The organism is Nocardioides sp. (assembly GCF_964228225.1).
In the GTDB taxonomy this organism is placed as follows: domain Bacteria; phylum Actinomycetota; class Actinomycetes; order Propionibacteriales; family Nocardioidaceae; genus Nocardioides.
On record NZ_CAXQZB010000062.1, the window covers coordinates 69,639 to 94,478 of the forward strand.

The 24,840-nt window shown below is 72.0% G+C and carries 23 protein-coding genes; 10 read left to right on the forward strand and 13 right to left on the reverse strand.

The features are described 5' to 3' along the window. Positions 1-131: 131 nt before the first annotated feature. Complete coding sequence (locus ACERUJ_RS16005) at positions 132-2,480, forward strand: ATP-binding protein (RefSeq protein ID WP_370249819.1); 2,349 nt, start codon at positions 132-134, stop codon at positions 2,478-2,480. Between the two features lie 38 nt (positions 2,481-2,518). After that, positions 2,519-4,918, forward strand: a complete 2,400-nt coding sequence (locus tag ACERUJ_RS16010; RefSeq protein WP_370249786.1) for a sensor histidine kinase — start codon at positions 2,519-2,521, stop codon at positions 4,916-4,918. Between the two features lie 24 nt (positions 4,919-4,942). Here the strand turns inward: ACERUJ_RS16010 and ACERUJ_RS16015 are convergent, their stop codons facing one another. After that, positions 4,943-5,719, reverse strand: a complete 777-nt coding sequence (locus ACERUJ_RS16015; protein WP_372715313.1) for a hypothetical protein — start codon at positions 5,717-5,719, stop codon at positions 4,943-4,945. 212 nt (positions 5,720-5,931) lie between these two features. Between ACERUJ_RS16015 and ACERUJ_RS16020 the strand changes: the two genes are divergently transcribed. Further along, entirely contained in the window at positions 5,932-6,465 is a 534-nt protein-coding gene (locus tag ACERUJ_RS16020) for a TetR/AcrR family transcriptional regulator (RefSeq protein ID WP_370249789.1), read from the forward strand. 70 nt (positions 6,466-6,535) lie between these two features. On the opposite strand, the gene ACERUJ_RS16025 is transcribed toward ACERUJ_RS16020, so the two are convergent. From ACERUJ_RS16025 to ACERUJ_RS16040, 4 genes are all read right to left on the reverse strand, one after another. Then, complete coding sequence (locus ACERUJ_RS16025; RefSeq protein ID WP_370249791.1) at positions 6,536-7,720, reverse strand: sulfotransferase; 1,185 nt, start codon at positions 7,718-7,720, stop codon at positions 6,536-6,538. Beyond that, a complete protein-coding gene (locus ACERUJ_RS16030) occupies positions 7,717-8,787 on the reverse strand; it encodes a DUF1214 domain-containing protein (protein WP_370249792.1) in 1,071 nt (356 codons plus the stop codon). Before ACERUJ_RS16030 ends, ACERUJ_RS16025 begins: the two co-directional genes overlap by 4 nt. A gap of 145 nt (positions 8,788-8,932) precedes the next feature. Continuing rightward, a complete protein-coding gene (locus ACERUJ_RS16035; RefSeq protein WP_370249793.1) occupies positions 8,933-9,421 on the reverse strand; it encodes a hypothetical protein in 489 nt (162 codons plus the stop codon). 2 nt (positions 9,422-9,423) lie between these two features. Further along, complete coding sequence (locus tag ACERUJ_RS16040) at positions 9,424-9,954, reverse strand: polymorphic toxin-type HINT domain-containing protein (RefSeq protein ID WP_370249821.1); 531 nt, start codon at positions 9,952-9,954, stop codon at positions 9,424-9,426. Positions 9,955-10,382: 428 nt separating this feature from the next. Here ACERUJ_RS16040 and ACERUJ_RS16045 point away from each other — a divergent pair, with 428 nt between their 5' ends. Together ACERUJ_RS16045 and ACERUJ_RS16050 are read left to right on the forward strand one after the other, a co-directional pair. Next, on the forward strand, positions 10,383-10,634 hold the full coding sequence (locus tag ACERUJ_RS16045) for a hypothetical protein (protein WP_370249795.1): 252 nt from the start codon (positions 10,383-10,385) through the stop codon (positions 10,632-10,634). A 172-nt stretch (positions 10,635-10,806) separates the two neighbouring features. Beyond that, positions 10,807-11,055 carry a hypothetical protein gene (locus tag ACERUJ_RS16050; RefSeq protein WP_370249796.1) on the forward strand — a complete coding sequence of 83 codons (249 nt, stop codon included), beginning with the start codon at positions 10,807-10,809 and terminating at the stop codon, positions 11,053-11,055. Here the strand turns inward: ACERUJ_RS16050 and ACERUJ_RS16055 are convergent. Genes ACERUJ_RS16055 through ACERUJ_RS16070 form a run of 4 tightly spaced genes read right to left on the reverse strand, consistent with a single transcriptional unit; the run spans position 11,028 to position 14,268 of the window. After that, on the reverse strand, positions 11,028-11,738 hold the full coding sequence (locus ACERUJ_RS16055; protein ID WP_370249797.1) for an SDR family oxidoreductase: 711 nt from the start codon (positions 11,736-11,738) through the stop codon (positions 11,028-11,030). The two genes, ACERUJ_RS16050 and ACERUJ_RS16055, sit on opposite strands and share 28 nt — an antisense overlap. A 51-nt stretch (positions 11,739-11,789) precedes the next feature. Then, positions 11,790-12,656 carry an alpha/beta fold hydrolase gene (locus tag ACERUJ_RS16060; protein WP_370249798.1) on the reverse strand — a complete coding sequence of 289 codons (867 nt, stop codon included), beginning with the start codon at positions 12,654-12,656 and terminating at the stop codon, positions 11,790-11,792. Further along, positions 12,653-13,645, reverse strand: a complete 993-nt coding sequence (locus ACERUJ_RS16065; RefSeq protein WP_370249800.1) for an NADP-dependent oxidoreductase — start codon at positions 13,643-13,645, stop codon at positions 12,653-12,655. The genes ACERUJ_RS16060 and ACERUJ_RS16065 overlap by 4 nt, the downstream gene beginning before the upstream one ends. Then, positions 13,642-14,268, reverse strand: a complete 627-nt coding sequence (locus tag ACERUJ_RS16070; protein WP_370249801.1) for a TetR/AcrR family transcriptional regulator — start codon at positions 14,266-14,268, stop codon at positions 13,642-13,644. The genes ACERUJ_RS16065 and ACERUJ_RS16070 overlap by 4 nt, the downstream gene beginning before the upstream one ends. 91 nt (positions 14,269-14,359) lie before the next feature. Here ACERUJ_RS16070 and ACERUJ_RS16075 point away from each other — a divergent pair, with 91 nt between their 5' ends. Further along, positions 14,360-14,524, forward strand: a complete 165-nt coding sequence (locus tag ACERUJ_RS16075; RefSeq protein WP_370249802.1) for a hypothetical protein — start codon at positions 14,360-14,362, stop codon at positions 14,522-14,524. 709 nt (positions 14,525-15,233) lie between these two features. Here ACERUJ_RS16075 and ACERUJ_RS16080 read toward each other — a convergent pair. From ACERUJ_RS16080 to ACERUJ_RS16090, 3 genes are read right to left on the reverse strand one after another with little or no spacing between them, the layout of a single operon-like run. Next, entirely contained in the window at positions 15,234-16,469 is a 1,236-nt protein-coding gene (locus ACERUJ_RS16080; RefSeq protein ID WP_370249823.1) for an NAD(P)/FAD-dependent oxidoreductase, read from the reverse strand. A gap of 16 nt (positions 16,470-16,485) precedes the next feature. Then, positions 16,486-17,889, reverse strand: a complete 1,404-nt coding sequence (locus ACERUJ_RS16085; RefSeq protein WP_370249803.1) for a cytochrome P450 — start codon at positions 17,887-17,889, stop codon at positions 16,486-16,488. A 37-nt stretch (positions 17,890-17,926) separates the two neighbouring features. Further along, positions 17,927-18,247 (reverse strand): 2Fe-2S iron-sulfur cluster-binding protein, encoded by a 321-nt coding sequence (locus ACERUJ_RS16090; RefSeq protein WP_370249805.1) that lies wholly within the window; start codon positions 18,245-18,247, stop codon positions 17,927-17,929. A gap of 310 nt (positions 18,248-18,557) precedes the next feature. Between ACERUJ_RS16090 and ACERUJ_RS16095 the strand changes: the two genes are divergently transcribed. The 4 genes from ACERUJ_RS16095 to phaZ are packed head-to-tail and all read left to right on the forward strand — an operon-like array spanning position 18,558 to position 24,426. Beyond that, positions 18,558-20,282, forward strand: coding sequence for an aldehyde dehydrogenase family protein (locus ACERUJ_RS16095; protein ID WP_370249807.1), 1,725 nt, complete (start codon positions 18,558-18,560; stop codon positions 20,280-20,282). 26 nt (positions 20,283-20,308) lie between these two features. Then, a complete protein-coding gene (locus ACERUJ_RS16100; RefSeq protein ID WP_370249809.1) occupies positions 20,309-21,853 on the forward strand; it encodes a GMC family oxidoreductase in 1,545 nt (514 codons plus the stop codon). A gap of 28 nt (positions 21,854-21,881) precedes the next feature. Continuing rightward, positions 21,882-23,615 carry a PHA/PHB synthase family protein gene (locus ACERUJ_RS16105; RefSeq protein WP_372715314.1) on the forward strand — a complete coding sequence of 578 codons (1,734 nt, stop codon included), beginning with the start codon at positions 21,882-21,884 and terminating at the stop codon, positions 23,613-23,615. After that, complete coding sequence (gene phaZ / locus ACERUJ_RS16110; protein ID WP_370249811.1) at positions 23,599-24,426, forward strand: poly(3-hydroxyalkanoate) depolymerase; 828 nt, start codon at positions 23,599-23,601, stop codon at positions 24,424-24,426. The genes ACERUJ_RS16105 and phaZ overlap by 17 nt, the downstream gene beginning before the upstream one ends. 65 nt (positions 24,427-24,491) lie before the next feature. Here the strand turns inward: phaZ and ACERUJ_RS16115 are convergent. After that, on the reverse strand, positions 24,492-24,840 hold a 349-nt coding region (locus tag ACERUJ_RS16115), incomplete at its 5' end, for an acyl-CoA dehydrogenase family protein (RefSeq protein ID WP_370249813.1).

The window sequence follows — 24,840 nt, forward strand, 5'->3', positions numbered from 1 at the left end:
CGGCAGCGGCCCCCCGCGGGGGCTTTCCCCCCCGTTCGGGGGCGGGGGCCCACCCCCGTTCGGGGGGGAATCGGGCCCCGTCCGATCGCGCGCCGGATCAGCGGCCGGGCCGGTGGGCTGTCGTGACCCCGATGCTCACCGAGAACCCCTCTGCCACGACACCGGGGACGATGTCGGGCGCCGTCGGGTCGGGCGGCGTCGGGTCGGGCGCCGTCGGGTCGGGAGCCCGGTCGAGTCTCGACGGGGCGATCTGGACGTCGGCGGCGTCGGGACTCGCCCTGTGGCAGTGCGCCCTCGGGGTGCTGATCACCGCCACCGACGCCGTCCCGGTGTGGCTGCCGCTCCTCCACGTGGCCCTCGCCCTCCTCAGCGTGCCGGCGATCCGCAGCGCCCGTGTGCTCGCCCCCCGGATGCTGTTCTCCGTCGGGTTCGTGGCACTGCTCGGCGCCGACTTGGCGCTCACCGCCGACCGGCTCGCACAGACGGTCCTGGCGATGTCGTTCGTGGTGGTCGCGACGCCGTACCTCTGCCTGCCGCCGATCGCCGCGACCGTCGCGGTCCTCCCGCCGGTCCTGGCGAACGCCGCGTGGGTCGGCACGCGCCACGACGACAGCCTGGTGCTCGCGATGCTGCTCCCACCGGCGTGCTTCGCCGTCGCGGCCGCCGTCCTGGCCCGGGGGATCGACCGCCACGCGCGCACGATCGACCGACGCCTGAGCGAGGCGGCCGAGGCCCACGAGCGGTTGGTGCGCGCCCGCGCGACCGAGCGCGCCGCCTCCGAGCAGAACCGCGTCCTGCACGACACGGTCATCAACACCCTGGGCGTCCTCGCGGCCGGAGGGCGGGCGCTGAGCGACGTCGCCCGCGTGCGGCGCCGGTGCCGCGACGACGTCGCACGCCTGGAGTCGCTGCTGCCCACGACGCTGCGACCGGCGCGGGATCGCGCAGCGCCGGCGGTGGACCCCGTCCCGGTGGTGGTGCCGCTGGGGCTCAGCGTCACCTGGATCGGCGAGGCCGAGCAGGCGGTGGCCGCGGCGGTCGGGGCCGAACGGTGGCCGGCGATGGCGGCAGCGATCAGCGAGCTGCTGCGCAACGTCGCGAAGCACGCCGGCGTGGCGTCGGCGACGGTCGCGACGCGGATCGGCGACGCAGGTGCGCACGTGAGCGTCGTGGTGAGCGACACCGGCGTCGGGTTCCGCCCCGAGGCCGTCACCGGTCGCCGCACCGGCGGCCTCGCGCAGTCGGTGGTCGCCCGCTGCGAGGAGCACGGCATCGAGGTGACCGTCACCGCGGCCCCCGGACGCGGCACCCGGGTCCTGCTCACCGTGGGCGAGGACCGGGAGGGCCGGGCGCGACCGGAGGAGGCCGCGGAGCTCGCCCGGGCGCGCGCCGCCGTGGCCCGGTTCGGGGCGTGGGGCTGGGCCATCGCCGTCGCGCTGGCGACCCTCCTGACCGTGGCGATCGGCGGCCTCCCCACCGCGAGTGCGGTCTCGGCGGTGCTCGTGGCGGTGCTCACCCTGGTCGCGGCCGGCACCGTGCGGCGCGACCGGCTGCCCCGGACGACCGCGGCCCTGCTGACGATCGGAGTGCCGGTCGGCTGGGCGTGCGCGGCCTACGGGGCTCTGGCACCGGCGGGCCGGCCCGCGCTCTGGCTCGGCATCGGCGTCACCCCGCTGCTCCTGCTGCTGCTCGTCGTCCTCGACCGGCCTCGGCTGGTCCTCGCGGCGATCAGCACCCTGCTGGCCACCGCGGTCGTGGTGGCCGTGGACGTCGCCGACTCCGGGTCCGAGGCCGGGATCGTGCTGGCCAACGCCGGCCTCCAGGTCGGCCAGCTGGGGATCTGGGCGATCTTCCTCCTCGCGCTGCGGCGTCTCACCGAGGACGCCGAGCAGGCCCGGCGTCGCCAGGTCGCCGACCGACTCGCGCTCGCCGAGCTGCAGGGCGCAGCGCGGATCCAGCGCTTCTGGCGCGAGGCGCAGGTGTCGGCGGCCCTCGACGTGCTGCGGGACGTCGCCGACGGGCACCTCGCCCCCGACGCACCGGCCCTGTCCGCGCGCGCCGCGACCGAGGAGCACCACCTGCGCCAGCTCCTCCTCCTCCCACCCACGCTCGTCCACCTCGGACCGTGGTTGGCCCGCGCGCTCGGGGCGGCCCGGACCCGCGGGATGGAGCTGACCCTGCGGGTCGGACCGGAGGACGTCGCCGATGCCACGGTCGCCCGGGGGCTCGGTGAGGTGCTGGCCGACTGCGTGCGGGCGGCCGGACGCGGCGAGGGTCTGGTGGTCGCCCGCTTCGGTGACGGGGCCGCACCCCTGCTCACCGTCGTGGGTCCCGAGGGCTGGGGGGAGCAGGTGATGGCGCGGCGCGCCGGGGCGGACGGACCGGTGCTGCACCTGACCTCGATCCGGGGACAGGACCTCCTCGAGGTCGGTGGGGCGACCCCCCGTTCGGGGGTGAATCCGGTGTCCGCGGGCGCCTGACGGGGCGCCGGACGCCCGGGAACGCCTATCGATGGGACGTGATCGCAGGCTGGAGGCGGTGGCGCGCCTGGGCGCGCGCCGGGATGCGCCCGAGCGGCACGGTGGCCCGCAGCATGGCCGTGTCCCTCCAGCGCACCCTGCTGCTCGGCCTGCTGGGCTGGCACGTGGTGATGGTGCTCGTCGTCGTCGCGGCCCCGACGCGCCTCCCGACGGCCGCGATCGCCGCGGTCCACCTGCTGGCGGTCGCCGGCACCCTGGCGGCGCTGCGGGGGCGGGTCCCCTACGTCGCCCTGCTGATCGGCACCTATCCCGTCTGGCTGCTCGACTACCTCGCCGCGCGCACGGTCGACGACGCCATCGCGCTGGCCGCCTGTTGGCTGGGCAACCTGCTCTACCTCGCCTCCGCCCTCGGGAGCGTCGATCGCTCCCGCACCTGGGTGCCGGTGCTGGGCTCGGTCGCGGTGGTGGCGGCCCTCGTCCTCGACGACGGGATCTGGACCTTCCCCGTGGCGTCGGCGTTCACGGTGACGGCGGTGGTGGTCGCCGGCGTCGTCCGCACCGCGATGCCGTCGCTGTGGAGTCTCGCGGACACCGCCGACCGGTACCGGCAGGACCTGGAGACGCAGCGGGCCGCGCGACTGGCCGGCCGGATGGCCGGCGTCGAGGCGGCCGAGGACGCACGGGTGCTGCACGACACCGTCATCAACACCCTCGCCGCGATCGCCGCCGGCGGGGGCGGCGACGAGGAGCGGGACCTCCGCATCCGGGACCGCTGCCGCCAGGACCTCGAGACGGCCCGGACCCTGCTCGAACGCCGACCTCGCGGCACCGCCCGGCTGCGCGACGTCGCGGTGACCGAGGAGCCGATCTCGGTCACCCGGATCGGTCCAGACGACGCCGCGCTGGACCGGCTGCAGGAGTCGCTGCCCCCGGGGGTCGCGGCGGCGCTCGGCGGGGCGGTCGGCGAGGCGCTGCGCAACGTCTCCAAGCACGCGCAGGTGCCGGAGGCCCGCGTCGTGATCAGCCTCTCGGCCGAGGAGGTGGCGATCGAGGTGACGGATGCGGGCCTGGGGTTCGACCCGGCGCGGGTCGCGCGGGGCTCGGGGCTCCTGGAGTCCATCGGGCGGCGGATGGCGGCGGTCGGCGGTGAGGCGCAGGTCCTGTCACGCCCCGGGGAAGGCACCCGGGTCCGGATCAGCTACCGGCTCGTGGGAAGCGAGGGCCCCTCCGCGGAGCCGGAGGCGGGGCCCGACCCGACGCCGGAGTGCGTGGCGGAGGACCTGGTCCGGCGCGCGTGCTGGCTGCTCGGGGGCGGGATCGTCGCCGTCGGCGTACTCATCGAGGCTGCCAACCGGCCCGGACGGGTCACCTGGACCTACGCGATGCTGCTCCTCGTCGGGCTCGGCCTGCTCGCCGCCTGGCGCAGCGCCCGGCGGTACGGACGCGTGTCGCCACGGGCGGTCGCGCTCCTGGTGGTGCTCCTGCCGCTGGCCTCCCTCGCCGCGCTGGCGGGGGTGGACCTCGGCCGCAGCGAGGTGATCTACCTCCAGGCGATCGGCGTCGCCCCGCTGCTGATGGTGCTCGTCCTGGCCGCTCCCCGGCGAGCGGTGGCCGTCGCCGTCGGACTCCACCTCGCCACCGCCCTGACGGTGGCGGCGGTCGTCGGGCGCGACGACGTCCAGTACGCCGCCGTCGTGCTGGTCGGCACCGCGCCCTCCCTGCTGCTGGCGTTGGCGTGGTGGGGCTTCACCCGCCTCGTGCGGCGCATCGTCACCGAGTCCGAGCAGGTGCGCGCCCTCGCCGCGGCCACCGAGCACGAGACCCTGGTCGAGCGGGAGGTCGCCGAGGGACGGCGGGTGTGGGAGGTGGCCGGCCTCGAACGCACCGTCGACCTGCTCGAGCGCCTCGCCACCGGGCAGGCGCGTCCTGACGACGCGGAGGTGCGCGCCGCGTGTGCGGCCGAGGAGACCTACCTGCGCCAGCTGCTGCTGCTCAGCCCCTCGGCCTACCGGCTCGGCGTCTGGTTCGCACGCGCGCTGGCGCAGGCACGTCGTCGCGGGGTGGATCTCGTGCTGCGCTGCGGCGACCACGACGCCGCCGACCGCCTCGAGGCCGCACGGGTGGGCGGCCTGGTGCTGCGCGCCGTCGACCTCGCGCCGCCGGGCGGATCGCTGACGGTGAGCTGGTTCCTCACCCAGGGCCAGGCCCACCTCTTCCTCGTCGGCCCGCGCGGCGTGCTGACCGGTGACGACGACGCCGGCGACGCCGGCCCGACCGATCTGGAGCAGCTGGTCCCGGCCGGCTGGCCCCACGAGTTCCGTGCCGTCGGGGAGCAGGAGTTCCTCGAGGTGCGGGTGCCCACCGTGCCCACCGGGCCCGCGGCGGCGGGCGACGGGACCGCGACGTGGCGGATGGAGCCCGCGCTGCCCGGTCGTTGACCGGGCGCGGTCCTGCTCGACCGGTCAGTCCCGCGGCAGGGCCTGCCAGCCCGGCAGGTCGTGCACGGCGAGGCCGGCGAACCCGGGGGCGTCGGCCAACGCCTCGCGCAGCCGCCCCAGCGCCGCGTCCAGCTCGGCCGCGGGCCGGCCGAAGAAGGTCTGCTTGGTCTGCACCGGCCCGGGTCCGAGGTCGAGGGTCTCCTGACCGACCCGGAACGCGCTGCCGGTCTCGGCGACGGCCCGCGCCGTGGGACGCGTCAGCTCGATCGAGCCGTCGGCCCCCGACGTGCGTCGCCGGTAACTCATGATGCTCAGGCAGTCGGCCGGCCCGCACAGGGCCCGCGCGAGGTCGGTGTCCCCCAGGCGCACCGAGGGGTACCAGAAGCGCACGTCGACCTCGAGCGGAGTCGCCGCCGGCAGCTGCGCGCGCACGGTCTCAGCGACGTCGACCAGGCCGCGCGCCGCCCGCGCCCGGTCCTGCCCGAAGTCCGGCTCGACGTCGAGGTGCACCCCGTCGAAGGGAGCGGCCTCCAGCGCCGGGCGCAACCACCGGCGCACGACCTCCCCCGGTCGGTGGATCCAGTCCGGTGTCCCGCCCAGCGCACTCACCCGGATCCCGGCGCGGTGGGCCCGCGCCACGGCGTCGGCGATGCGGGCGCGCTCGTCGCGGCGTCGTCGCACCTCCCACGGCACGTGGAGGAACAGCTCGGTGACCCGACGGCGCTCCAGGAACCCCCACGCGCCGTCGAGGTCCCGGGCGCTCCAGACCCACACCGCTCGCCCCGACCCCCGTGCCGCCATCCGGCCATGCTGCCCCACGGCGAGCCCCGGCGCCGCCGGATCCTCAGGACCCGGGAGGGCCGCGCGATCGAGCGGACCGCGCCGGGCAGTACAGCCCTGACTACGCTGAGCGCATCATGGCCGGCACCGCTCCTCCCCCACGTCCGCCGGTTCCGGCCGCGGGGAGGACGTCGGGCGCGACCAGCGAGGCGGGCCCGGGCCGTCCCCGGTCGGTGGAGCGGCACGAGGCCGTGCTGGCCGCCACCCGGGAGCTGTTGGCGGAGGAGGGCTACACCGCCCTGAGCTTCAGCCAGGTCGCGCGACGCGCGGGGGTGACCCGCCAGCTCGTGCACCGGTGGTGGCCCCTGAAGGCCTCGCTCGTCTCCGAGGCCCTGTTCGGCTCGGGGGTCGAGCCGTGGCCGACCGGCTACACCGGTGCCCTGCGGGCGGACCTGCACACCTTCATCGGCGCGATCGTGGCCTACGGCAGCCGCCCCGACGTGCGGGCCGGCGTGGCGGGGCTGACCGCCGACGCCGATGCCGACACCCCGCTGCCGGGGTTGGTCGAGGGGTTCCTGGTGCCGTTGCACGCCTCGCTGGTGGCGCTGCTCGAGGCGAACGCGACGCGTGACTCGATCGACCCGGTCCTGACGCTGAACACCATCCGCGGCGCCGTCGTCATGCACCTCATCGCCGACCGGACGCCGCCCGACGTCGTCGTCGCGCACCTGACCGAGACGATGTTCTGGGCCCTGAGCCCCCGGTGATCCGCCCCCGCTGATCCACCCGGGCGGCCCGGCCGCCCGTACGGCCCGGCCGCCGGTGCGGCCCGGCCGTTCAGTGCTGTTCGATCGGGACCTGGAAGTGCTCGCGGTAGCGGGCCGTGCGCTCGCGCACCGCCGAGAGCGTCAGCCCCGTGGCGGCGAAGGTGTAGGAGTGGCCGCCGCCCTCGCGGGGGTGGGTCTCCAGGAAGGTGCGCATGGCCTGCTCGACGTCGGGGGTCAGGGGCCAGCCGAAGCGGTCGTAGACCTGCCGCACCGCGGGGATCGGGTCGCGCATCAGGTCGCCGAAGCGGACGTCGACGACCTGCGCGGCGGGCACGGTGCCGTCGAGCCGAGCCACGGCGCTCCGGTCCAGGCCGTCGAGGATGATCTCCTCGAACTCCCGGGCCAGGGTCGGGGTGTCGATGTCGTCGGTACCGAGCCGCCGCAGGGTGGCGAGCAGGCTGGTGGTCGACGCCATCACGGTGGCGGGGTCGCGGTGGGTCTGCACCAGCAGGGCGCCGGGGTACTCCGCCATCAGCTCGGGCAGGGTCCAGCAGTGGATCGGGGTCTTGATCAGCCACCGGGTGCCCGGGGCCTCGCTCTGCAGCAGCTCGAGGAAGCGCCGGTGCCAGGTGTAGGCGCCTGCGAGGTGGCCCTGCTCCTGCGCGGTGTGGATCAGCCAGTCCAGGTAGGTCGGCACCTGGTACTGGGTCGGGAAGATCGCGGAGACGAAGTGGCTGGCCGTGATCCGCACGCACTCCTGGGCCAGCTGCGCGCCGAGCTGGTGCACCGCCCGGAACTCGGGGATCACGCTGTCGACAAGCGCGAAGGTCGCGTCGGCGGCGGCGATCCGCTCGTCGGTGAGGTAGGTCTCCGTCCGCGGGGGCGGCAGCGGCTGGTCGACCTCCCAGGTCTGGGGCACGCGGTGGTCGGGGTCCTGCGCGAGCAGGTCGAACAGCATCGTCGTGCCGGTGCGCGCCTGCCCTATGATCACCAGGGGCGGGGTGATATCGCGCTCGCGGATCTCGGGGTGACGACGGTGGTGCTCGACGATGCGCAGCCGGTTGATCAGGTACTGGGTCAGCTCGCCCTGCACGACCATCTCGCCCATCGTGTGGAGGTTCGCCTCCCGCTCGATTGACTCCAGGAGCACGGCGAGCCCGGTGCGCCAGCCGTCGCCGCCAAAGAGCGCGTCGTCGCCGAAGTCGGTGAGGCCGGTCGCCTCGGTCGCGGCGTCGAGGAACTGCTGGGGGTTCATGCGGTGACCTCCGGGAGCGGCGTGACGGTGAGTTGGACGCGGGGCGGGGCCGGCGTGTCGAGCCAGCGCAGGACGATGAACCCGCGGCCGCGGCCACCCGTGTCCAGCCAGTTCGGGACGCCGGGGTCCTCGGCGGCGATGACGACGCGCACCGTCCCGTCGGCGCGCCGCACGAAGCCCGCGTTCGTGCCCGAGCTGACGGTGCGCAACGGGTCCAGGCACTCGTGCCAGACGTTCTCCAGCGTGATCGACCAGTACCGGGTGTCCGGCGGTTCGAGGTCGACCACCAGCGCCTCGCCGGACGCGAGGTCGAACATGCCGAGCATGTAGAGGTTGTCGGGGGTGGTGTTCTCCGAGCCCAACGCGGCGGCCTCGGCGGTGACCAGCCGGTTGGTCTCGGTCATCAGCTCGGGGAGCACGGTGCGGTGCAGCGTCATCAGCTTGAACGCGGTCCACATGAACGCCCCGAGCTGGTCGGCCAGCGCGGCGTCGGTGAGCTCGGCGACGGGTCCGGCGGGTTCGAGCTGCTCGATGTCGTAGGTGGCGACGCGCTCGGTGGCGCGGTCGACGAGGTACTGGCGCACCACGATCGCGGAGGCGTCGTCGGGGATCGGGACGCAGTGCTCACCGGTGCCGGGGTCGCGCGGGGCGAGGACGAACGTGAACCGGCCGTCGGCGTCGAGCACCAGATCGCTGTCGGAGACGTAGCCGGCCTGCCGACGCGGGGTCAGCCCAACACCCGCCATCACCTGGAAGCCGAGGTAGGTGACGCTCTCCCGGGAGCCGGTGACGCGGTAGGACCGCCCGGGGGTCAGGGCGCACAGGTCGTACTCGCCGTCGGGGTTGGGGCCGGCGACCTGGCGCATCGGCGTCGTCATCGGGAAGAACCGGGGCACCTCCGGATCGACGTCGAGGGACAGCTCGCTGCACAGGGCCATCACCCGCGCCAGCACCCGGTAGCCCTCCAGCCGTTCGCGGTCGTCGCGCGCATCGGCGCGCACCACGTCGGCGAGGTCGGAGAACATCGCGAGGAGGGCGTCCCACGCGGCGTCGCTGAGCTGGGTCATCGGCGTCCCTGTCGGTGAGGAGGGCGAACGCCGCGGAACTTATCATACAGAGTGTCACTTAATTAGCAGACTGCGACAGACCGCCGGAGCGCCACCGGGGAACACGGCCGGGCATGCGATAGGACCCCTGGCTGCGTGACCGGGCTCAGGCCCCGAGCTCGACCAGGCCGGCATCTAGTGCCACGGCCGCAGCGGGGCCGACCAAACGACGTCGCCTGCTCACCAGCCAACCACGCAGCCATGCCTCAACCGACGCAGCAAACGTCAGCAACTCCTCCGGCTTTCGTACGAACCGATCCCCCGTGCTGTAGTCAGCGATGAAGTACAGGCGCCCGTGCATGAGCAACCTGCCGTCGAACGGGGACGTCGACAACTCCACGACGGCATCGCTGCCGGCCGTCAGCACCCAGACGCTGTGGTTCGGCATGAATCTCGGCTCAAGGTGATCCACAAGCTCTTCGTTCGCGATCAGCGTCGTTGAACCGGGCCGAAGATCCTTCAACTCGTGCGTCGCGAGGTGCTGCTCCAGCGTGCGGTCGTCAACAGCCAACGCGCCGAGTTGGGCAAGCCCCCGCGCCAAATCTGGCAAGTCGTCCGGATGCGTGTAGAACCGAAGCTGATGGCCGCGCGTCATGGCTAGTTATACGCCCGGAAGATGATCGAGATCCCCGACGACTCGCTCCATAGATCCCAGATCGCCCGGCTCTCGCGCATGACCCGCAGACCGCCCATGGTCTGGCGACCCACCTGGTAACAGGCGACCGGAATGCCAGCTTGGTCGAGAGCCGCCACATCCACGGACCGCGACTGCTTGAAGCCTCCCGGCGTCGGGACGTGATCCGCGAACTTCGGCGTCAAACCCGACGCCGTGATCTCGTCGGCAATGTTCTGCACCTCCGCGCGGTGCGCAGGACTACCCAAACGCCCATACGGATTCGGGAAGGTGTTGTGGACAAGGATGCCCGCTTGGCCGACGTGGTAGGCGTGGATGCCCTCGACGCTGAGGTTGTAAGCCGACGCCCCGCGCCTCGTGCCGAGCCTCAGGCCGGACACCGTGATCACGCGACCATCGGCGCCGAGCACCTGCCCCCCACGGCTGAACTCATCAGCCCGCTCGAAGCGCTCGTCGGTCACCGACCGGAAGGGGTGGTCCTCTGTGGTGGTGATGACCTCCCGTTGATGTCAACTCCGATCGGTCGCCTCGCGCCGATGATGTACTCAACGACATCCTGGTCCCAAACAGCTGCTGGATCGCGCGGAGGCGGACCTTCGAAATCTCGTCGAGGACGTCATCGAAGGCACTGAAGAGTGAGTTCACCTCACGCGCACGCTCGGCGGGATCACCGATCGCCTCGAGGCGATGGATCTCTGCGTCCAGCGCGGCTCGCAGGTCGGGCTCAAAGGTCTGGTTGGGCCGGTAGCCGCTCCGTCGGTTGCGATGTGGCATGAATCGAACCGTCCGCAGGCTCGCGATCGGGGCAATCGGCACACAGACCTTTACGAGGCTTGGAAATCTCCGCTCGTTATGTGGGCCATAGAGCGTGGACACGGGTCTCCAGGGGCTTACAACGCGATCCACGCCAATGGGAAGACCCATGGCCCGCCAACTCGGCTTCGTCGTCGGCGTCAGCCTCCTGTTCACCCTGCTCGGCGACGCCGCCGGCACCGCCGCCCTTACCGACGTCCGCACCGCGTGGTGGGTCGCGGCCGCCGTCCTGCTCACCGCCGCCGTCACCGCCACCGCCACCGCCACCGCCACCGCCACCGGCATGCACGCACGCACCACAGCGCCCGCGACGACGAGCGGGCAGTCCACGGGCGCATCGCAGAACTCTGCGCAGTCCTAGGCTTCCCCGGTCCTGTCAGGCGACACCACGGCTCCGAGCCGCGACGCGGGAGCGGACCGCGTTCGCCCCCAGCACGGAGGGCCGCGAGATCACCCGGGCGCTCATCGAGGCCTTCGGCGCGCGCTACCTGCCGGCTCCGCTGCGCGGGCACGCACCGGGGCTGGTCTCCGCGGTGTGCCCACCCCACCTGCGCCACGTGCACGACCTCCCCGCACCCGGTCCGGTGGCGCACGGCGCTCTCGCCGCGATGCTGCGCCTCTACGCGGCCACCGTCGACGTGCGCCCTGCCGATCCCCGACGATCGCTGGCCGCCGACTTCGGGGCGCGCTACGGTCCGCGCGATCCCGACGACGTCGGCTACCAGCGACGACGACCGACGGCGGCGCACGAGGCTCAGGACGGGGCGACCAGGCCGGGGTAGAGGGCCTCGACCGGACCGCTCAGGCCGGCCTTGACGGCTCTCGTGGTGTCGTCGGCGAGCACCTCGAACTCGTCGCGCCCGAGGGCGTCGAGCACCTGGGACACGAGGTCGGTCGGGGACATCTTGGGCCCGGAGGCGTGGGCGGCCATGGCGGTGTCGACGTACCCCATGTGCACCCCCAGCACGTGCACGCCACGGGGGGCGAGCTCCAGGCGCAGGGAGTTCGTGGCCGACCACATCGCGGCCTTGGAGGCGCTGTAGACGCCACCGAACGCGTACCAGCTCGCCACGGAGTGCACGTTGACCAGCGCGGCGCCCGGGCGGCCGGCCAGGGTCGGGGCGAAGGCGCGGGTGAGGGCGACGGGACCGAAGAAGTTGGTCTCCATGCCCGCGCGGAACTCCTCGTCGCTGAGGTCGAGGATGCTCGCACCCGCCGGGAGGGAGCCGGCGTTGTTGACCAGGACGGTGACGTCGCGGGCCGTGGTCGCGGCCGCGGCCACGGAGGCGGGGTCGTTGACGTCGAGGGCCAGCGGGACGACGCGGTCGTCGTCCCAGTCGCGCGGGGTGCGCGCGGTGGCATAGACCCTGCGGGCACCACGGGCGAGCGCCTGCTCGACGAACTGCGCACCGATGCCTCCGTTCGCGCCGGTCACGAGCACGACGGCTCCCTCGAGGTGGGGCATGGCTGTCTCGCTTCCTGTCGATGGTGGGGGGCCGGGCCGGGACCGGGTCGGTCAGGCCAGGTGGGCCAGGACCTCGGGGACGAACCGGTCGTGGTGCTGGAAGACGCCGCCGTGTCCGGCGTCGGGGTAGACGACGAGGCGGGCGTCGGGGATGCGGTGGGCCAGGTCGAAGGAGCCGCGGGTGGCGAGCATCCGGTCGTCCTCGCCGTTGGCCACGAGCGTGGGCTGACCGATCGCGCCCAGGTCCATCGGCTCGGCGGCGCCCCAGCGGACGATGGCGACCAGCTGTCGCGCGGCGCCTCGCAGCGAGGTCGCCGGCACGCGGTCCTCGGTGCGCTCGGCGAGGCGCGCCATGTAGTCGCGGGCGGCGGCCCGGCCGGTCGGGGTGCGGGTGAAGAACAGCAGCGGCTTGGGGTCCCGCAGCCGGACCGCGCCCTGTGCGGAGTCGGTGAGCAGCCGCCGGTTCAGGCGCCCGACGCCGGGGAATCCGGCGGGCCCGGTGCCGGTGAGCACCAGGCGCCGCACCAGCGAGGGCTCGCGCAGCGCCACGACCTGGGCCACGAAGCCGCCGAGGGAGAAGCCGAACAGGTCCACCTCGGTGAGGCCGAGGGCCGCGATGAACGCGACGGCGTCTTGGGCCATCGCCTCCACGGTGGTGGGCACGCGGCCGGCGGTGCCGCCGACCCCCCGGTTGTCGACCACCACGACCCGCCGGTGGGCGGCGAGGCCGTCGAGGAGGCGTGGGTCCCAGTCGTCGATCGTGGCGGTGAAGTGGTGCAGGAACACGACCGGCACCCCGGTCGCGGGCCCCAGCTCGCGGTAGGCGAACCGGGTGCCCGCCGCGTCGACGTACCGCGTCGGCGCGGTGGCACTGGTGGCACTGGTGACGGGTGCGGCCGCGGCAGGACGGGACGTCATCGGGTCACCACGATCTTGCCCTTGGCGCGCCCCTGCTCGACGTAGGCGACCGCCTCGAGCGTCTCCTCGAAGCCGAAGGTCCGGTCGAGCACCGGGCGCAGCACGCCGGTGTCGTACAGGCGGGCGAGCTCGGCCAGCCGGGCGCCGTCGGCGCGCATGAACAGGAACGCGTAGCGCACTCCGAGCCTGCGGGCCCGGCGCCGCACGGTGCGGCTCATCAGGCCCATCACCGGCACGAGCAGCGGCTTGCCGAGGTGGCGCGCCAGCGCCGGGTCCGGAGGACCGACGACGCTGACGACCACACCGCCGGGCCGCGCCACGGTCAGGGACTTCGCGACGCTCTCGGGGCCGAGGGAGTCGAGCACGACGTCCATGCCGGAGAGCACCTCGGCGAAGTCCTGGCTGCGGTAGTCGACGACCTCGTCGGCGCCGAGCTCGCGGACCTTGGCGGCGTCGGCGCCGCTGGCGGTGGTCACGACGTGGGCCCCGAGGTGCCGGGCGAACTGGATGACGGTCGACCCGAGCCCGCCGGCACCGGCGTGCACCAGCACCCGCTGCCCGGGCTGCACGTCGGCGATCTCGACGAGCGCCTGCCAGGCGGTGAGCGCCACCAGCGGAACGGCGGCGGCCTCGGCGAAGGAGAGGCCGGCCGGCTTGGGCGCGACGTCGGCGGCGTCCATGACGATGCGCTCAGCGAAGGCGCCGATCCGCAGGTCGCGGGGGCGGGCGAACACCTCGTCGCCGACCCGGAACCCGCGCACGTCGCCGCCCACCGCCGTGACCACCCCGGACACGTCGTGACCGATCACGAAGGGGGTCTTGTAGGGCAGCAGCAGCTTGAAGTCGCCGTTGCGGACGAGCTTGTCGAGCGGGTTGATGCCCGCCGCTCGGACCTCGACCAGCACGTCGCCCGCCCCGGGGACGGGATCGGCGACGTCGACGGCGCGCAGGCCGTCGGGTCCGTAGCGGGTGACGGCGAAGGCCTTCATGGCTGCTCCTGGCGGGGCTGGTCGGGCTGATGCTGCTGGGGGCCGAGGTCGGCCGTGGCGAGGGTGAGGGCGGTGCGGTAGGCATCGGCGAGCACGCGGTCGGCGAGCTCGGGGTCGGTCACCGCGCGGGCGAGCTGCAGCGAGCCCACGAGCAGGGTGAACATCCCGACCGCGCGATCGGGCGCGCCCGGGATCCCGGCCTCCTCCAGACGACGGGTGATCGCCCCGATCATCGAGCGCGCCCCGTGCGTGTAGGCCTCGCGGGTGCCGAGGTCGCGTCGGCCGATCTCGTCCAGCAGCGCCGCCGAGGGGCAGCCGCCGGCCCGGTCGTCGCGGTGGGCGGGTGAGAGGTAGTCCCGCAGGTACCGGTCGATCGCGTCCAGGCCCGGGGGCAGCGCCTCGACGACGTCGACCTGGCGCGCCAGCTGGTCGCCGACGACGCAGGCGACGAGGTCGTCCTTGGACTCGAAGTGGCCGTAGAAGGCGCCGTTGGTCAGGCCCGCCTCGGCGACGACGGCCGAGATCCCGGCACCGTCGATGCCGTCGTCCTTGAACCGGCGGCCCGCGGCCTCGATCAGGCGACGCCGGGTCGCGTCCTTGTGGTCCGGCCCGTACCGCGCCATCGGGACTCCTCTGCAGGATCGGGGGTTGCCTCCGCGATGATATTACGATCATACTATTACGAACGTACTTCAATCACAACCGGGAGCCCCCATGACCGCCCTCGACGCGAGGCTGGACCAGCCGCTCGACCTTCCCTGCGGCCTCCGGCTGCCCAACCGGCTCGCCAAGGCGGCACTGAGCGAGGCGCTCGCCGACGGCGGGAACGACCCCGACGAGCGCCTCGTCACGCTCTGCGCAGGCTCGCAGCCGCCATGACGTCCGGCGCGGATGCCGTGGCCACCGGAGTCGATCCCGGAACCGATGCCCTCGCCCGGTGACGGCGGTGGGTCGCGGATACGTGCACGTCGCTCCCGAGGAGAGCGGTCTCTTCGCCGCGGGCCTGCGTCACGTCACCGCTCGCGAGGAGTCCGCACCCGGGACGACGATCCCCGCGAGTGTCGTCCTCGACGCAGACCCCGATACCGTGCCCGCCGGCTGTTCAAGGTCTGGTGGACGCCGGCCTCCTGCCACCGGAGAGGCGAGCAGCGGCCGAGGTGCTGTGTTGGTCCTCGGGTCCTCGGTCCTCTGTACGGACGGCCCCGGGCAATGGCTCGCACCGACGGACAGGGAGGCCCTCCTCGAACAGCTCCTCGTCAGCATCGAGCGCGGCCTCGTTGGAGATGCCCATGCCCCTCGCATGATCGGCGCACCGGTCCTGCACAGACTCGCGCAGCGCGGTCTGGACGGCGCCCACCACGTCGACGACCGCGAGCACGGACTCTCCGGCTTCGGTTCGGGACGATCGCCACGCCTGTTGGCGTCCAGTCAGCGACGGAGGAACGAGGACCCCCCGATCACTCGTCGCCCTTCGCTGACTGGACGCCGACAGGCGGGGCGCGATGGAAGGGGCATCGCGCCCCGCCCGGTCTGAATTCACCGCGGCGTCCGGTCCCGCCGCAGCCGAAGGCCCTCGTCGACGCTTCGTTCAGGGGCGGCTTCCGGCTGCGAGCAGCGGGGCGAGCGGCGCCGCGGAATCTGCCAGGACCTCACGTGGCGGGGTGATGCCCTCGACGATGGCGCGCTTGCTGAACATGAACTCCTGCGGCCGGTTGACGCAATCGGCGGCGATGAGCCGGCCGCCCTGGAGGTAGAAGCACACGAAGTCGTCGTCCACGCTCGGATCGCCCCGGAGTACGACATCGTCGTACCCGTCGCTGAGTCCCGCGATCTGCAGCTTGAGATCGAACTGGTCCGACCAGAACCACGGGAGCGCGGTGATGGTCTTGTCCTTGCCACAGATCGTGGCGGCCACCACCTTCGCCTGCTCCACCGCACTCGGCACCGACTCGAGGCGGAGCCGATCTCCAGTCCGCGGATCCTCGTAGTTCGCGCAGTCGCCCGCCGCATAGATGTCGGCGTGGGACGTGCGACCGTTCGCATCGATCCTGATCCCGTTGGCGACCTCGATTCCCGCGGCTTCGGCCAGCTCGGTCTCCGGAACGACACCGATCCCGGCCACGACGAGGTCCGCCGGCAGCGTCTCGCCATCGGCCAGTCGGACGGCCCGCACGCGACCGTCACCCTCGAGTGCGACGACCTCGACGCCGGTGCGGACGATCACGCCGGCGCGGCGATGGATGCGCTCGTAGAACGCCGACACCTCCGGCGCCGTGACCCGGTTGAGCACGCGTTCCCCCGCTTCCAGGACGGTCACCTCGTGCCCCAGGCTCCGCAGAGAGGCCGCCGTCTCCAGACCGACATACCCACCCCCCACCACGACGACGTTCTTGCTGGTCGGGAGGTCGGCGCGGATGCCACCGACGTCCGTGGCCTGCCGCAGGACATGGACGCCGTCCAGGTTGCTCCCGAGGATCGGGAGTCGGCGGGCACGGGCTCCCGTGCAGAGCACGAGGTGGTCGTAGGTGACGTCCGCTCCTCCGACCAGCTCCACCCAGTGTTCGTCCGGGTGGAGCCGCTCGACTCGGGCGTGGACTGCGGTGATCGCCTGCTTGTCGTAGAAGTCCGGGGTCCGGATCAGGAGCTCGTCGGCACCGATCTTGCCCGCGAGATAGCCCTTGGACAACGGCGGACGCTGGTAGGGCAGGCTCGGCTCGTCCCCAATCAGGAGGATCTCACCTGCCCACGCGTGCTGCCGGAGGCTCGCGCACAACTGCACGCTCGCGTGCCCGGCGCCGACGATCACGACGCGTGGGGTGTCCATGACCGCCACGACCCCGTCAGATGTCGCGCTTCGGCGTCAGACGCACCATCATGCGGCTGTAGCCCTTGACGAAGTTCGACTGCACGATCTCCGGCTCCTCGAGGACCTCGATGTCCTCGAAGCGGGCGAGGAGCTCCTCCCACAGGATGCGCAGCTGCATCTCGGCGAGCCGGTTGCCCATGCAGCGGTGCACACCGAAACCGAACGACATGTGGTTGCGCGCGTTCGCGCGGTCGATGACGAGGGCCTCCGCGTCGTCGAACTGACGCTCGTCGCGGTTGCCCGAGGCGTACCACATCAGGAGCTTGTCTCCCTTGCGGATGAACTGCCCCCCGAAGTGCACGTCGCGGGTGGCGACGCGGCGCATGTAGGCCAGCGGGGTCTGCCACCGGATGATCTCCGAGACCATGTTGGGGATCAGGTCGGGGTTGGCCTTGAGCTTCTCGAACTGGTCGGGGTACCGGTTCAGCGCGAGCACGCCGCCCGTCATCGAGTTCCGGGTGGTGTCGTTGCCACCGACGATGAGCAGCGTGAGGTTGCCCAGGAACTCCAGCGGGCGGTTGATGAGGTCCTTGGTGTCCTCCGACGTCTGCATCAAGGTGATCAGGTCGAAGCCCGGAGCCTCGCCCGCCTCGCGGCGCGCGGCCTTGTCGTGCCACAGCGCGATGAACTCCCGGGCCAGCTCGGCGGTCGCGGTGTAGAACTCATCCTGGTGGGTCGTGCCCCCGGTGCCCTCGGTCGTGCCGCTGATGGTGTCGGACCAGTAGGTGAGCTTGCGGCGCTGCTCGTAGGGGAAGTCCAGCAGGGTCGCCAGCATGCGACCGGTCAGTTCGATCGACACCCGGTCGACCCAGTCGAAGGGGCGACCGGTCGGGAGGCCGTCGAGCACCTCCTGAATCCGCTCGCGGATGAGCGACTCCATCTCCTTGAGGTTCTTCGGCGCCACCACTCCCTGCACAGCCTTGCGCTGCTGGTCGTGCTTCGGCGGGTCCATGGCGATGAACATCGCGATGTCCAGCGGCGCCTCGCCCAGGATGATGAAGGGCTCGGCCGAGAACAGCTCCGGGTCCGTGTCGACGGCGCGGATGTCCTCGTATCGGGTGATCGACCAGAACGGACCGAAGGGGCTCTCCGCCTGGTAGTGCACCGGGGCCTCGTCGCGTAGGCGCTTGAAGTACGACTCCCACTTGTCCTGACGGAACAGGAAGGGGTTGCTGACGTCGATGTCGGTGAGCGCGACGTCCTCCGCGTCCGGGAGCGGCGTCTCCTTCAGCACCAGCGGCTTGCTGACGCCGGCGAGACGCTTGGCCTTCTCGACCAGGTGGGCGGCCTGGACCTGCCGTTCGGCAGGGATCGTCGACTGCACCTTGTCCTGCATCGCGGACATCGTGCGCTCGAGCACTCCGTGCTTCGCCTTCATGGGGATCACCTCTCGCTCGTCGGCAGGGGCCGCGTGGTCACATCTGGAATTCGGGCAGACGGAGCGTGAGCCCGTCCATGTCGTCGGACGGCGTCATCTGGCAGGCGAGGCGGGAGTTCGCCTCACACTCCGGCGACATCTCGATCATCTGGCTCTCGCGCTCACTCCGGCGGCCCGTCACACCGATCCACTCATCGCTGACGATGACGTGGCAGGTGCCGCAGGCGGCCTCGCCGCCGCAGTCGCCCTCGATACCGGGGACAGCGCTGTTGGTCGCGATCTCCATCACCGACTGACCTGCGGTGAAGTCGACGTGGTGGGGCGTGCCGTCGTGCTCGACGAAGGTGACGGTGGGCATCGATTCAGACCTTTCGCAAACGGGAGGGGGGTCGGTGCGGGACGCGACAGCGCCGCTGATGGATCGGCAGTCAACATGACCGCCGGCGCGGGCGTCTTATGCAGCGGCGCCAGACATCCGCGTCGTCTTTGTCAGCGCGACCAACGACCCTTCCGCGAGCGCCGGGACACGGCTTCGACGCTTCCGCTGGCCCGCCTGATTGGAACGCCGCACAATCCCCGCAGTGATTTCTGACCCACCGCCCCTAGGCGCGGTCGCATGCTCCGATCGATCCTTCAGGCCACCCAGCACGCCTGATCAAGGAGAGAGCATGACCCTCGCCGCGCACGTGGACACCGTGGACACCGAGGGGTTGGACAACGCCATCGCCTGTCTGACCGCCGGAGCCCGAGCGTGGGCCGCGACCTCGCTGGGCGAGCGCGCCCAACTCATCGCTCGCACCCACGCCTCGATCGCACGCGTCGCCGATCGCTGGACCCGCACCGCGGTCGACCTCAAGGGCCTCGACCCGGACTCGCCGGCTGCCGGCGAGGAGTGGCTCTCGGGTCCGTACGCGACCCTGGCCGGCTTCGCCACCGTCGCCCACTCCCTCGAGGCGTTGGCCCGCGGAGCCTCCCCGATCGCGCCCATCACGCCGACGACCGTCCCGGGTGGCCGGCTGGCCTGGCCCGTCCTTCCGCTCCACGCCCGCGAGGCGCTCCTCTTCCACGGCTTCAGCGCCGAGGTGTGGACCGCTCCCGGGGTCGACGAGGCGACCGTGCGAGCCGACTGCGGCGCGGATGCCCGTCGAACCGGCTACTCCGGCGGGGTCGGCCTCGTTCTCGGCGCCGGCAACATCAGTTCCATCGGCCCGCTGGACGTCCTCACCGAACTCGTCGTCCACCACCGCGCGACCATCCTGAAGATCAACCCCACGTTCGCGAACCTGCTCACGGTCTACCGCCAGGCACTCGCCCCGCTGATCCAGGCCGACCTGGTCCGGGTCGTGCAGGGCGGCGCCGCCGAGGGCACCTACCTCAGCAACCACGACGGCATCGCGCACGTGCACATCACCGGCAGCGCCAGCACGCACGACGCCATCGTGTGGGGGCGAGGCGCGGACGCCGAGAAGCGGCGGCGGACGAACAAGCCGCAGTTGAAGAAGCCCATCACCAGCGAGCTCGGGGGCGTGGCCCCCGTGATCGTCGTCCCCGGCCGCTGGTCGCGCTCGGACCTGCGCTTCCAGGCGGAGAACGTCGCCTCGATGCGGCTTCACAACGCCGGGCACAACTGCTGCGCAGCGCAGATCGTGGTCCTCGACGCCGGGTGGCCGCAGCGGGAGGACTTCATCAAGGAGATGCGCCGCGCGCTCTCCAACATCCCGGCCAGGGACCCGTGGTACCCGGGATCGCAGGAGCGCTTGCGCGATGCCGAACTCGCCCACGAGGGCGTGGAGGTCTGCTCGACCAGCGGGCGGCTCCTCGTCCGAGTCCCTGCCCATGACGCTGCTCCCGTTCTGACCACCGAGTACTTCGCTCCGGTCCTGGGTGTCGTGGAGCTCGACGGATCCGGCGACCAGAAGACCTTCCTCGACCGAGCCGTGGACTACTCCAACACCGAGCTGACCGGGACGCTTAGCGCCAACGTGCTCGTGGCGCCGGCCGATCGGCGCCGACTCGGGGCCTCCTTCCAGGAGTCGATCGCCCGCCTCCGGTACGGGGCGATCGCCATCAACACCTGGACCGGTCTGGCCTTCCTGGCGCCGACCGCGACCTGGGGCGCCTTCCCCGGCCACACCCTCGACGACGCGCAGAGCGGCATCGGGATCGTGCACAACGGGCTGCTCTTCGAGCACGTCGAGCGCACTGTCGTCACGGGACCGTTCCGCCCCTTCCCCCGCTCCGTCCTGCGCGGCGAGCTGACCTTGTTCCCCAAGCCCCCGTGGTTCGTCACCGCACGCAGTGCGGCGAGCACCGGACGCAAGCTGAGCGGCTACGCCAGCAAGCCCTCGTGGTCGAAGCTGCCCAGCATCTTCGCCTCCGCATTCCGCGCCTGAACCCCGCCAACCCGAACGGACACCCGATGACTGACACCTTCGACTACGTGATCGTCGGAGCCGGCTCCTCCGGCTCCCCCCTGGCCAACCGGCTCTCGGCCGACCCCTCCGTCAGCGTCCTCCTCCTCGAGGCGGGCGGGGAGGCCAAGAGCCCGAACATCGCCATCCCGGCCGGATTCTCGGAGCTCTTCAAGTCCAAGTACGACTGGAACTACGAGACGACACCTCAGCCCGGCCTCGACGGCCGGACGGTCTACTGGCCCCGGGGCAAGGTGCTGGGCGGATCCTCGGCGCTGAACGCGATGATGTGGGTGCCCGGCTTCGCGGCCGACTACGACACCTGGGGGGAGCTGGCAGGTCCGCAGTGGAACTACCGCTCTCTCGCCTCGACCCTGGGGTCGACGCAGATCAGCGTCGAGGAGCAGCGCGATCCCCGTGCACTCACCGACGTCTTCCTCGACGCCGTCCGCCAGGCCGGCTACGAGGTCGAGATGGCCAACAGTGATGAGCCCCGCGGCTTCACCCGGACGCGGGTGACCCAGGCGAAGGGCACGCGCCACAGTGCCGCGCGCGCCTACCTCACGCCCGTCCGCAAGAGCCGCAAGAACCTCACCGTCCGCACGGAGGCACAGGCCACCAAGGTCGTCATGACCGGACGGACGGCGACCGGCGTGGAGTACATCGCGGCTGATGGTTCGCGGCGCACCGCCCACGCGACCCGCGAGGTCGTCCTGTGCGGCGGGGCCGTGAACACCCCGCAGCTGCTGATGCTCTCCGGCATCGGGGACGCCGAGCAGCTGCGCCGTCACGGGATCGACGTCGTGGTCGACTCACCGGAGGTCGGCGCCAACATGCGCGACCACCTGGTCAGTCTCTTCGCCATCTCGGTGGAGGGTGGCACGCTGCTCGACGCGACCAAGCCGAGCCAGCTCGCGTCGTTCCTGCTCAAGAAGCGCGGCATGCTCACCTCCAACATCGCGGAGGCCTACGGCTTCGTCCGGACCGACCCCTCGCTCGCGCTGCCTGATGTGGAGATCATCTTCGCGCCCGCGGCCTACGTGGAGGAGGGCCTCAACGGCATCCCCGCCCACGGGATCTCGGCGGGGCCGATCCTTCTCCAGCCCAAGAGCCACGGTGAGGTGCGGCTCGCCTCCGCCGACCCGCGCGCCAAGCCCGTCGTCGATCCTCGCTACCTCTCCGACCCGGACGGCCACGACCGCGCCACGCTGCTCCGCGGCCTCCAGATCGTGCTCGACGTGTTCGGCACCCCCGCGATCAAGGAGGTCGCCACCGGCACGTACCTGGCGCCGGCCGGTGGGGAGCGCATGACCCACGACGATCTCCTCGTCGCAGCGCTCGAGCAGGTCTCCCACACGCTCTACCACCCCACCTCGACGGCGCGGATGGGCCTGGACGAGAAGTCCGTCGTCGATCCCGACCTGCGGGTGCGCGGCGTGGAGCGGCTCCGGGTCGCGGACGCCTCCGTCATGCCCGAGATCATCCGCGGTCACACGCACGCGCCCTCGGTCGTCATCGGCGAGCGGGCTGCGCAGCTCATCATGCGCGGCTGAGCGAGCGCAACCGATCGGGAGGACGACCGTGACCAGTACTCCGGGCGGGCACGCCCGCACCGAGCGTGTCGGCCCGAGAGCGGTCGGCGAACCTCTCCCCCTCGAGGTCGAGCAGGGAGTGCCTCTGGACATGATGCTGACCCGGGCCGGCAGCCGGGCGGGTCTGCGCGGCATTCTCCCTGCCCGTCCACTGGCCGCGTGGGCGGCGGCCCTGGCCCGCCGCCCCGTCACGGTCGCCAAGCGCGGGAGGGACCTGACGACGGAGATCATCGACATCGTCGCCGGTCACGGCCCTCCGCTACCGCGCGATCGTCGCTTCAACGACCGCGCGTGGACGGAGAACGGTGCGTACCGGCGATGGGCCCAGACGCACCTCGCGATCCACAGCACCGCGCGCCTCCTGCTTCAGGACGCCGAACTCGACGAGCGCACCGAGAGCATGCTGCGGCTGCTCATCGACAACGCTGCGAGCGCTGCCTCTCCGTCGAACACCCTGCTCAACCCCGCCGCGGTGAAGGAGGCGTTCGACACCGGGGGCGTCTCGCTGTGGCGCGGGCTCCGCAATCTGCTGGACGACATGTCGGCCGCGCCGCGCATCCCCACCATGGTGGACCGCTCGGCGTTCACGGTGGGCGAGGACGTCGCAGCGACGCCGGGCACCGTGGTGCAGCGACACGAGATGTACGAGCTCATCGAGTACACCCCGACCACCCCTCAGGTGCGCGCGACACCGCTGCTCATGGTCCCGCCGATGATCAACAAGTACTACGCGTTGGATCTCGCACCGGGACGCAGTGTGGTCGAACACCTGGTCGGGGCGGGGCACCGCGTCTTCGTCATCTCCTGGCGCAACCCCACCGCGCAGCATGCCTCCTGGGGACTCGATGCCTACGTCGGTGCGGTTCTCGCTGCCGTCGGAGCCGTCCTCGACGTCACGCGTTCGCCGAGGACGTCGCTGTGGGGAACCTGTTCCGGCGGGATCATCGCGGCCGTGACGGCAGCGCACCTGGCCTCCCGGGGACAGGACCTCGTCGCCTCGCTCGCCCTCACCGTCACCCTGCTCGACCAGGACGTCCAGGGCGCGACAGGGGCCCTGCTGGATCCCGACCAGGCACGCCGCGCCATCCGTCGATCCGCCCGGCGCGGCTTCCTCGACGGCGCCTCCCTGGCGGAGTTGTTCGCCTGGCTACGGCCCGACGACCTCGTGTGGAACTACTGGGTGAGCAACTACCTGATGGGCCGGCAGCCGCCGGCGTTCGATCTGCTCTTCTGGAACGCCGACTCGACGCGCCTCACCGCCGCCCTCCACCGCGACTTCATCGACTTGGCGATCCACAACCGCCTGCTGAATCCGGGGTCCCTCACCGTCCGCGATGGCCCCGTCGACCTGGGCGACATCGAGGTCGACTCCTTCGTCGTGGCAGGCAAGGCGGACCACATCACCCCCTGGCGCACGTGCTACCGCAGCACCCGGATGCTCGGCGGTCGCTGCGAGTTCGTGCTGTCCAACAGCGGGCACGTCGCGGCCATGGTCAATCCGCCCGGGAACCCCCGGGCGGAGTTCCAGCACGGGACGAGCACGCCGGAGGATCCGGAGGAGTTCCTGGCTCAGGCCACCACGGTGTCGGGATCCTGGTGGCCGGCCTACGTGGAGTGGTTGGACTCCCGCAGCGGAGACCTCGTGCCTGCGCCATCGCAGCCCGGCTCGGACGCCTACCCGCCGCTCCACCCGGCTCCGGGGACCTATGTCCACGCCACCTGAGACGTCGGCGAGCACGTTCGATCTGACCGTCCTGACGCACCGTATCAGGGTCGCCCATCGTGCGGGCACGTCGACGATGCAACCACCACTCGTCCTGCTCAACGGGATCGGTGCGCGACTGGAACTGCTCCAACCCTTCGTCGATCAGGTCGACCCCGCGATCCCGGTCATTCGGTTCGACGTGCCCGGCGTCGGCGGCTCGGGCCGGCCTCGGTTCCCGTACCGACTCAGTGGCTTGGCCGTGCTCGCCCAGCGCTTGGTGACGCGCCTGGGCTATCGCCACGCCGACGTCCTCGGCATCTCCTGGGGCGGCGGGCTCGCTCAGCAGTGGGCGCTCCAGAGCCCGAGGTTCTGCCGCCGTGTCGTCCTCTGCGCGACCGCCACCGGCTCGGTCATGGTCCCGGCTCGTCTCGATGTCTTGTCCAAGATGATCACGCCCCATCGGTACAAGGATCCCCTCTACGCGCAGAAGGTGGCCGCCAACCTGTATGGCGGAGCGTTGAGGGAACAGCCGGAGCTGGCGGGCCGACTCCTCGGCGCGCTGCCATCGTCCGGGCAGCGCTGGGGGTATTGCTGCCAGCTCACCTCCGGGGCCGGCTGGACCAGCCTGCCGTTCCTGCCGCTCCTGCGACAGCGGACGCTGATCCTGGCCGGGGAGGACGATCCGATCATCCCTCCCGTAAATGCTCGCATCATGGCCTCCCTCATCCCTCATGCCACGTTGCGCTCGTACCCCGACGGACATCTTGGTCTGGTCACGCTGGCGGACGTCCTGGGGCCCGAGGTGAGCGACTTCCTGCTCGCGGACTGACGACGCTCGACGGAACGCCGCAGCCCCCGGTGGCGGACCACCGGGGGCTGCGGGAGGAGGGTCGCTCAGAGGCCGAGCTCGCGGCCGATGAGCTCCTTCATGATCTCGTTCGAGCCGGCCCAGATCTTGCTCACGCGGGCGTCGCGCCACGCACGCGCCACGCGGTACTCGTTCATGAAGCCGTAGCCGCCGTGCAGCTGCACGCAGTGGTCGAGCACGTCGTTCTGGATCTGGCTGGTCCACCACTTGGCCTTGGCGGCGTCGACCGGGGTCAGCTCGCCCTTGTCGTGGGCGATGACGCACTGGTCGAGGTAGGCCTCGGAGACCTCGATCTGGGTGAACAGCTCGGCCAGCAGGAACTTGGAGTGCTGGAAGGTGCCGATCGGCACACCGAAGGCCTGACGGTCCTTGGTG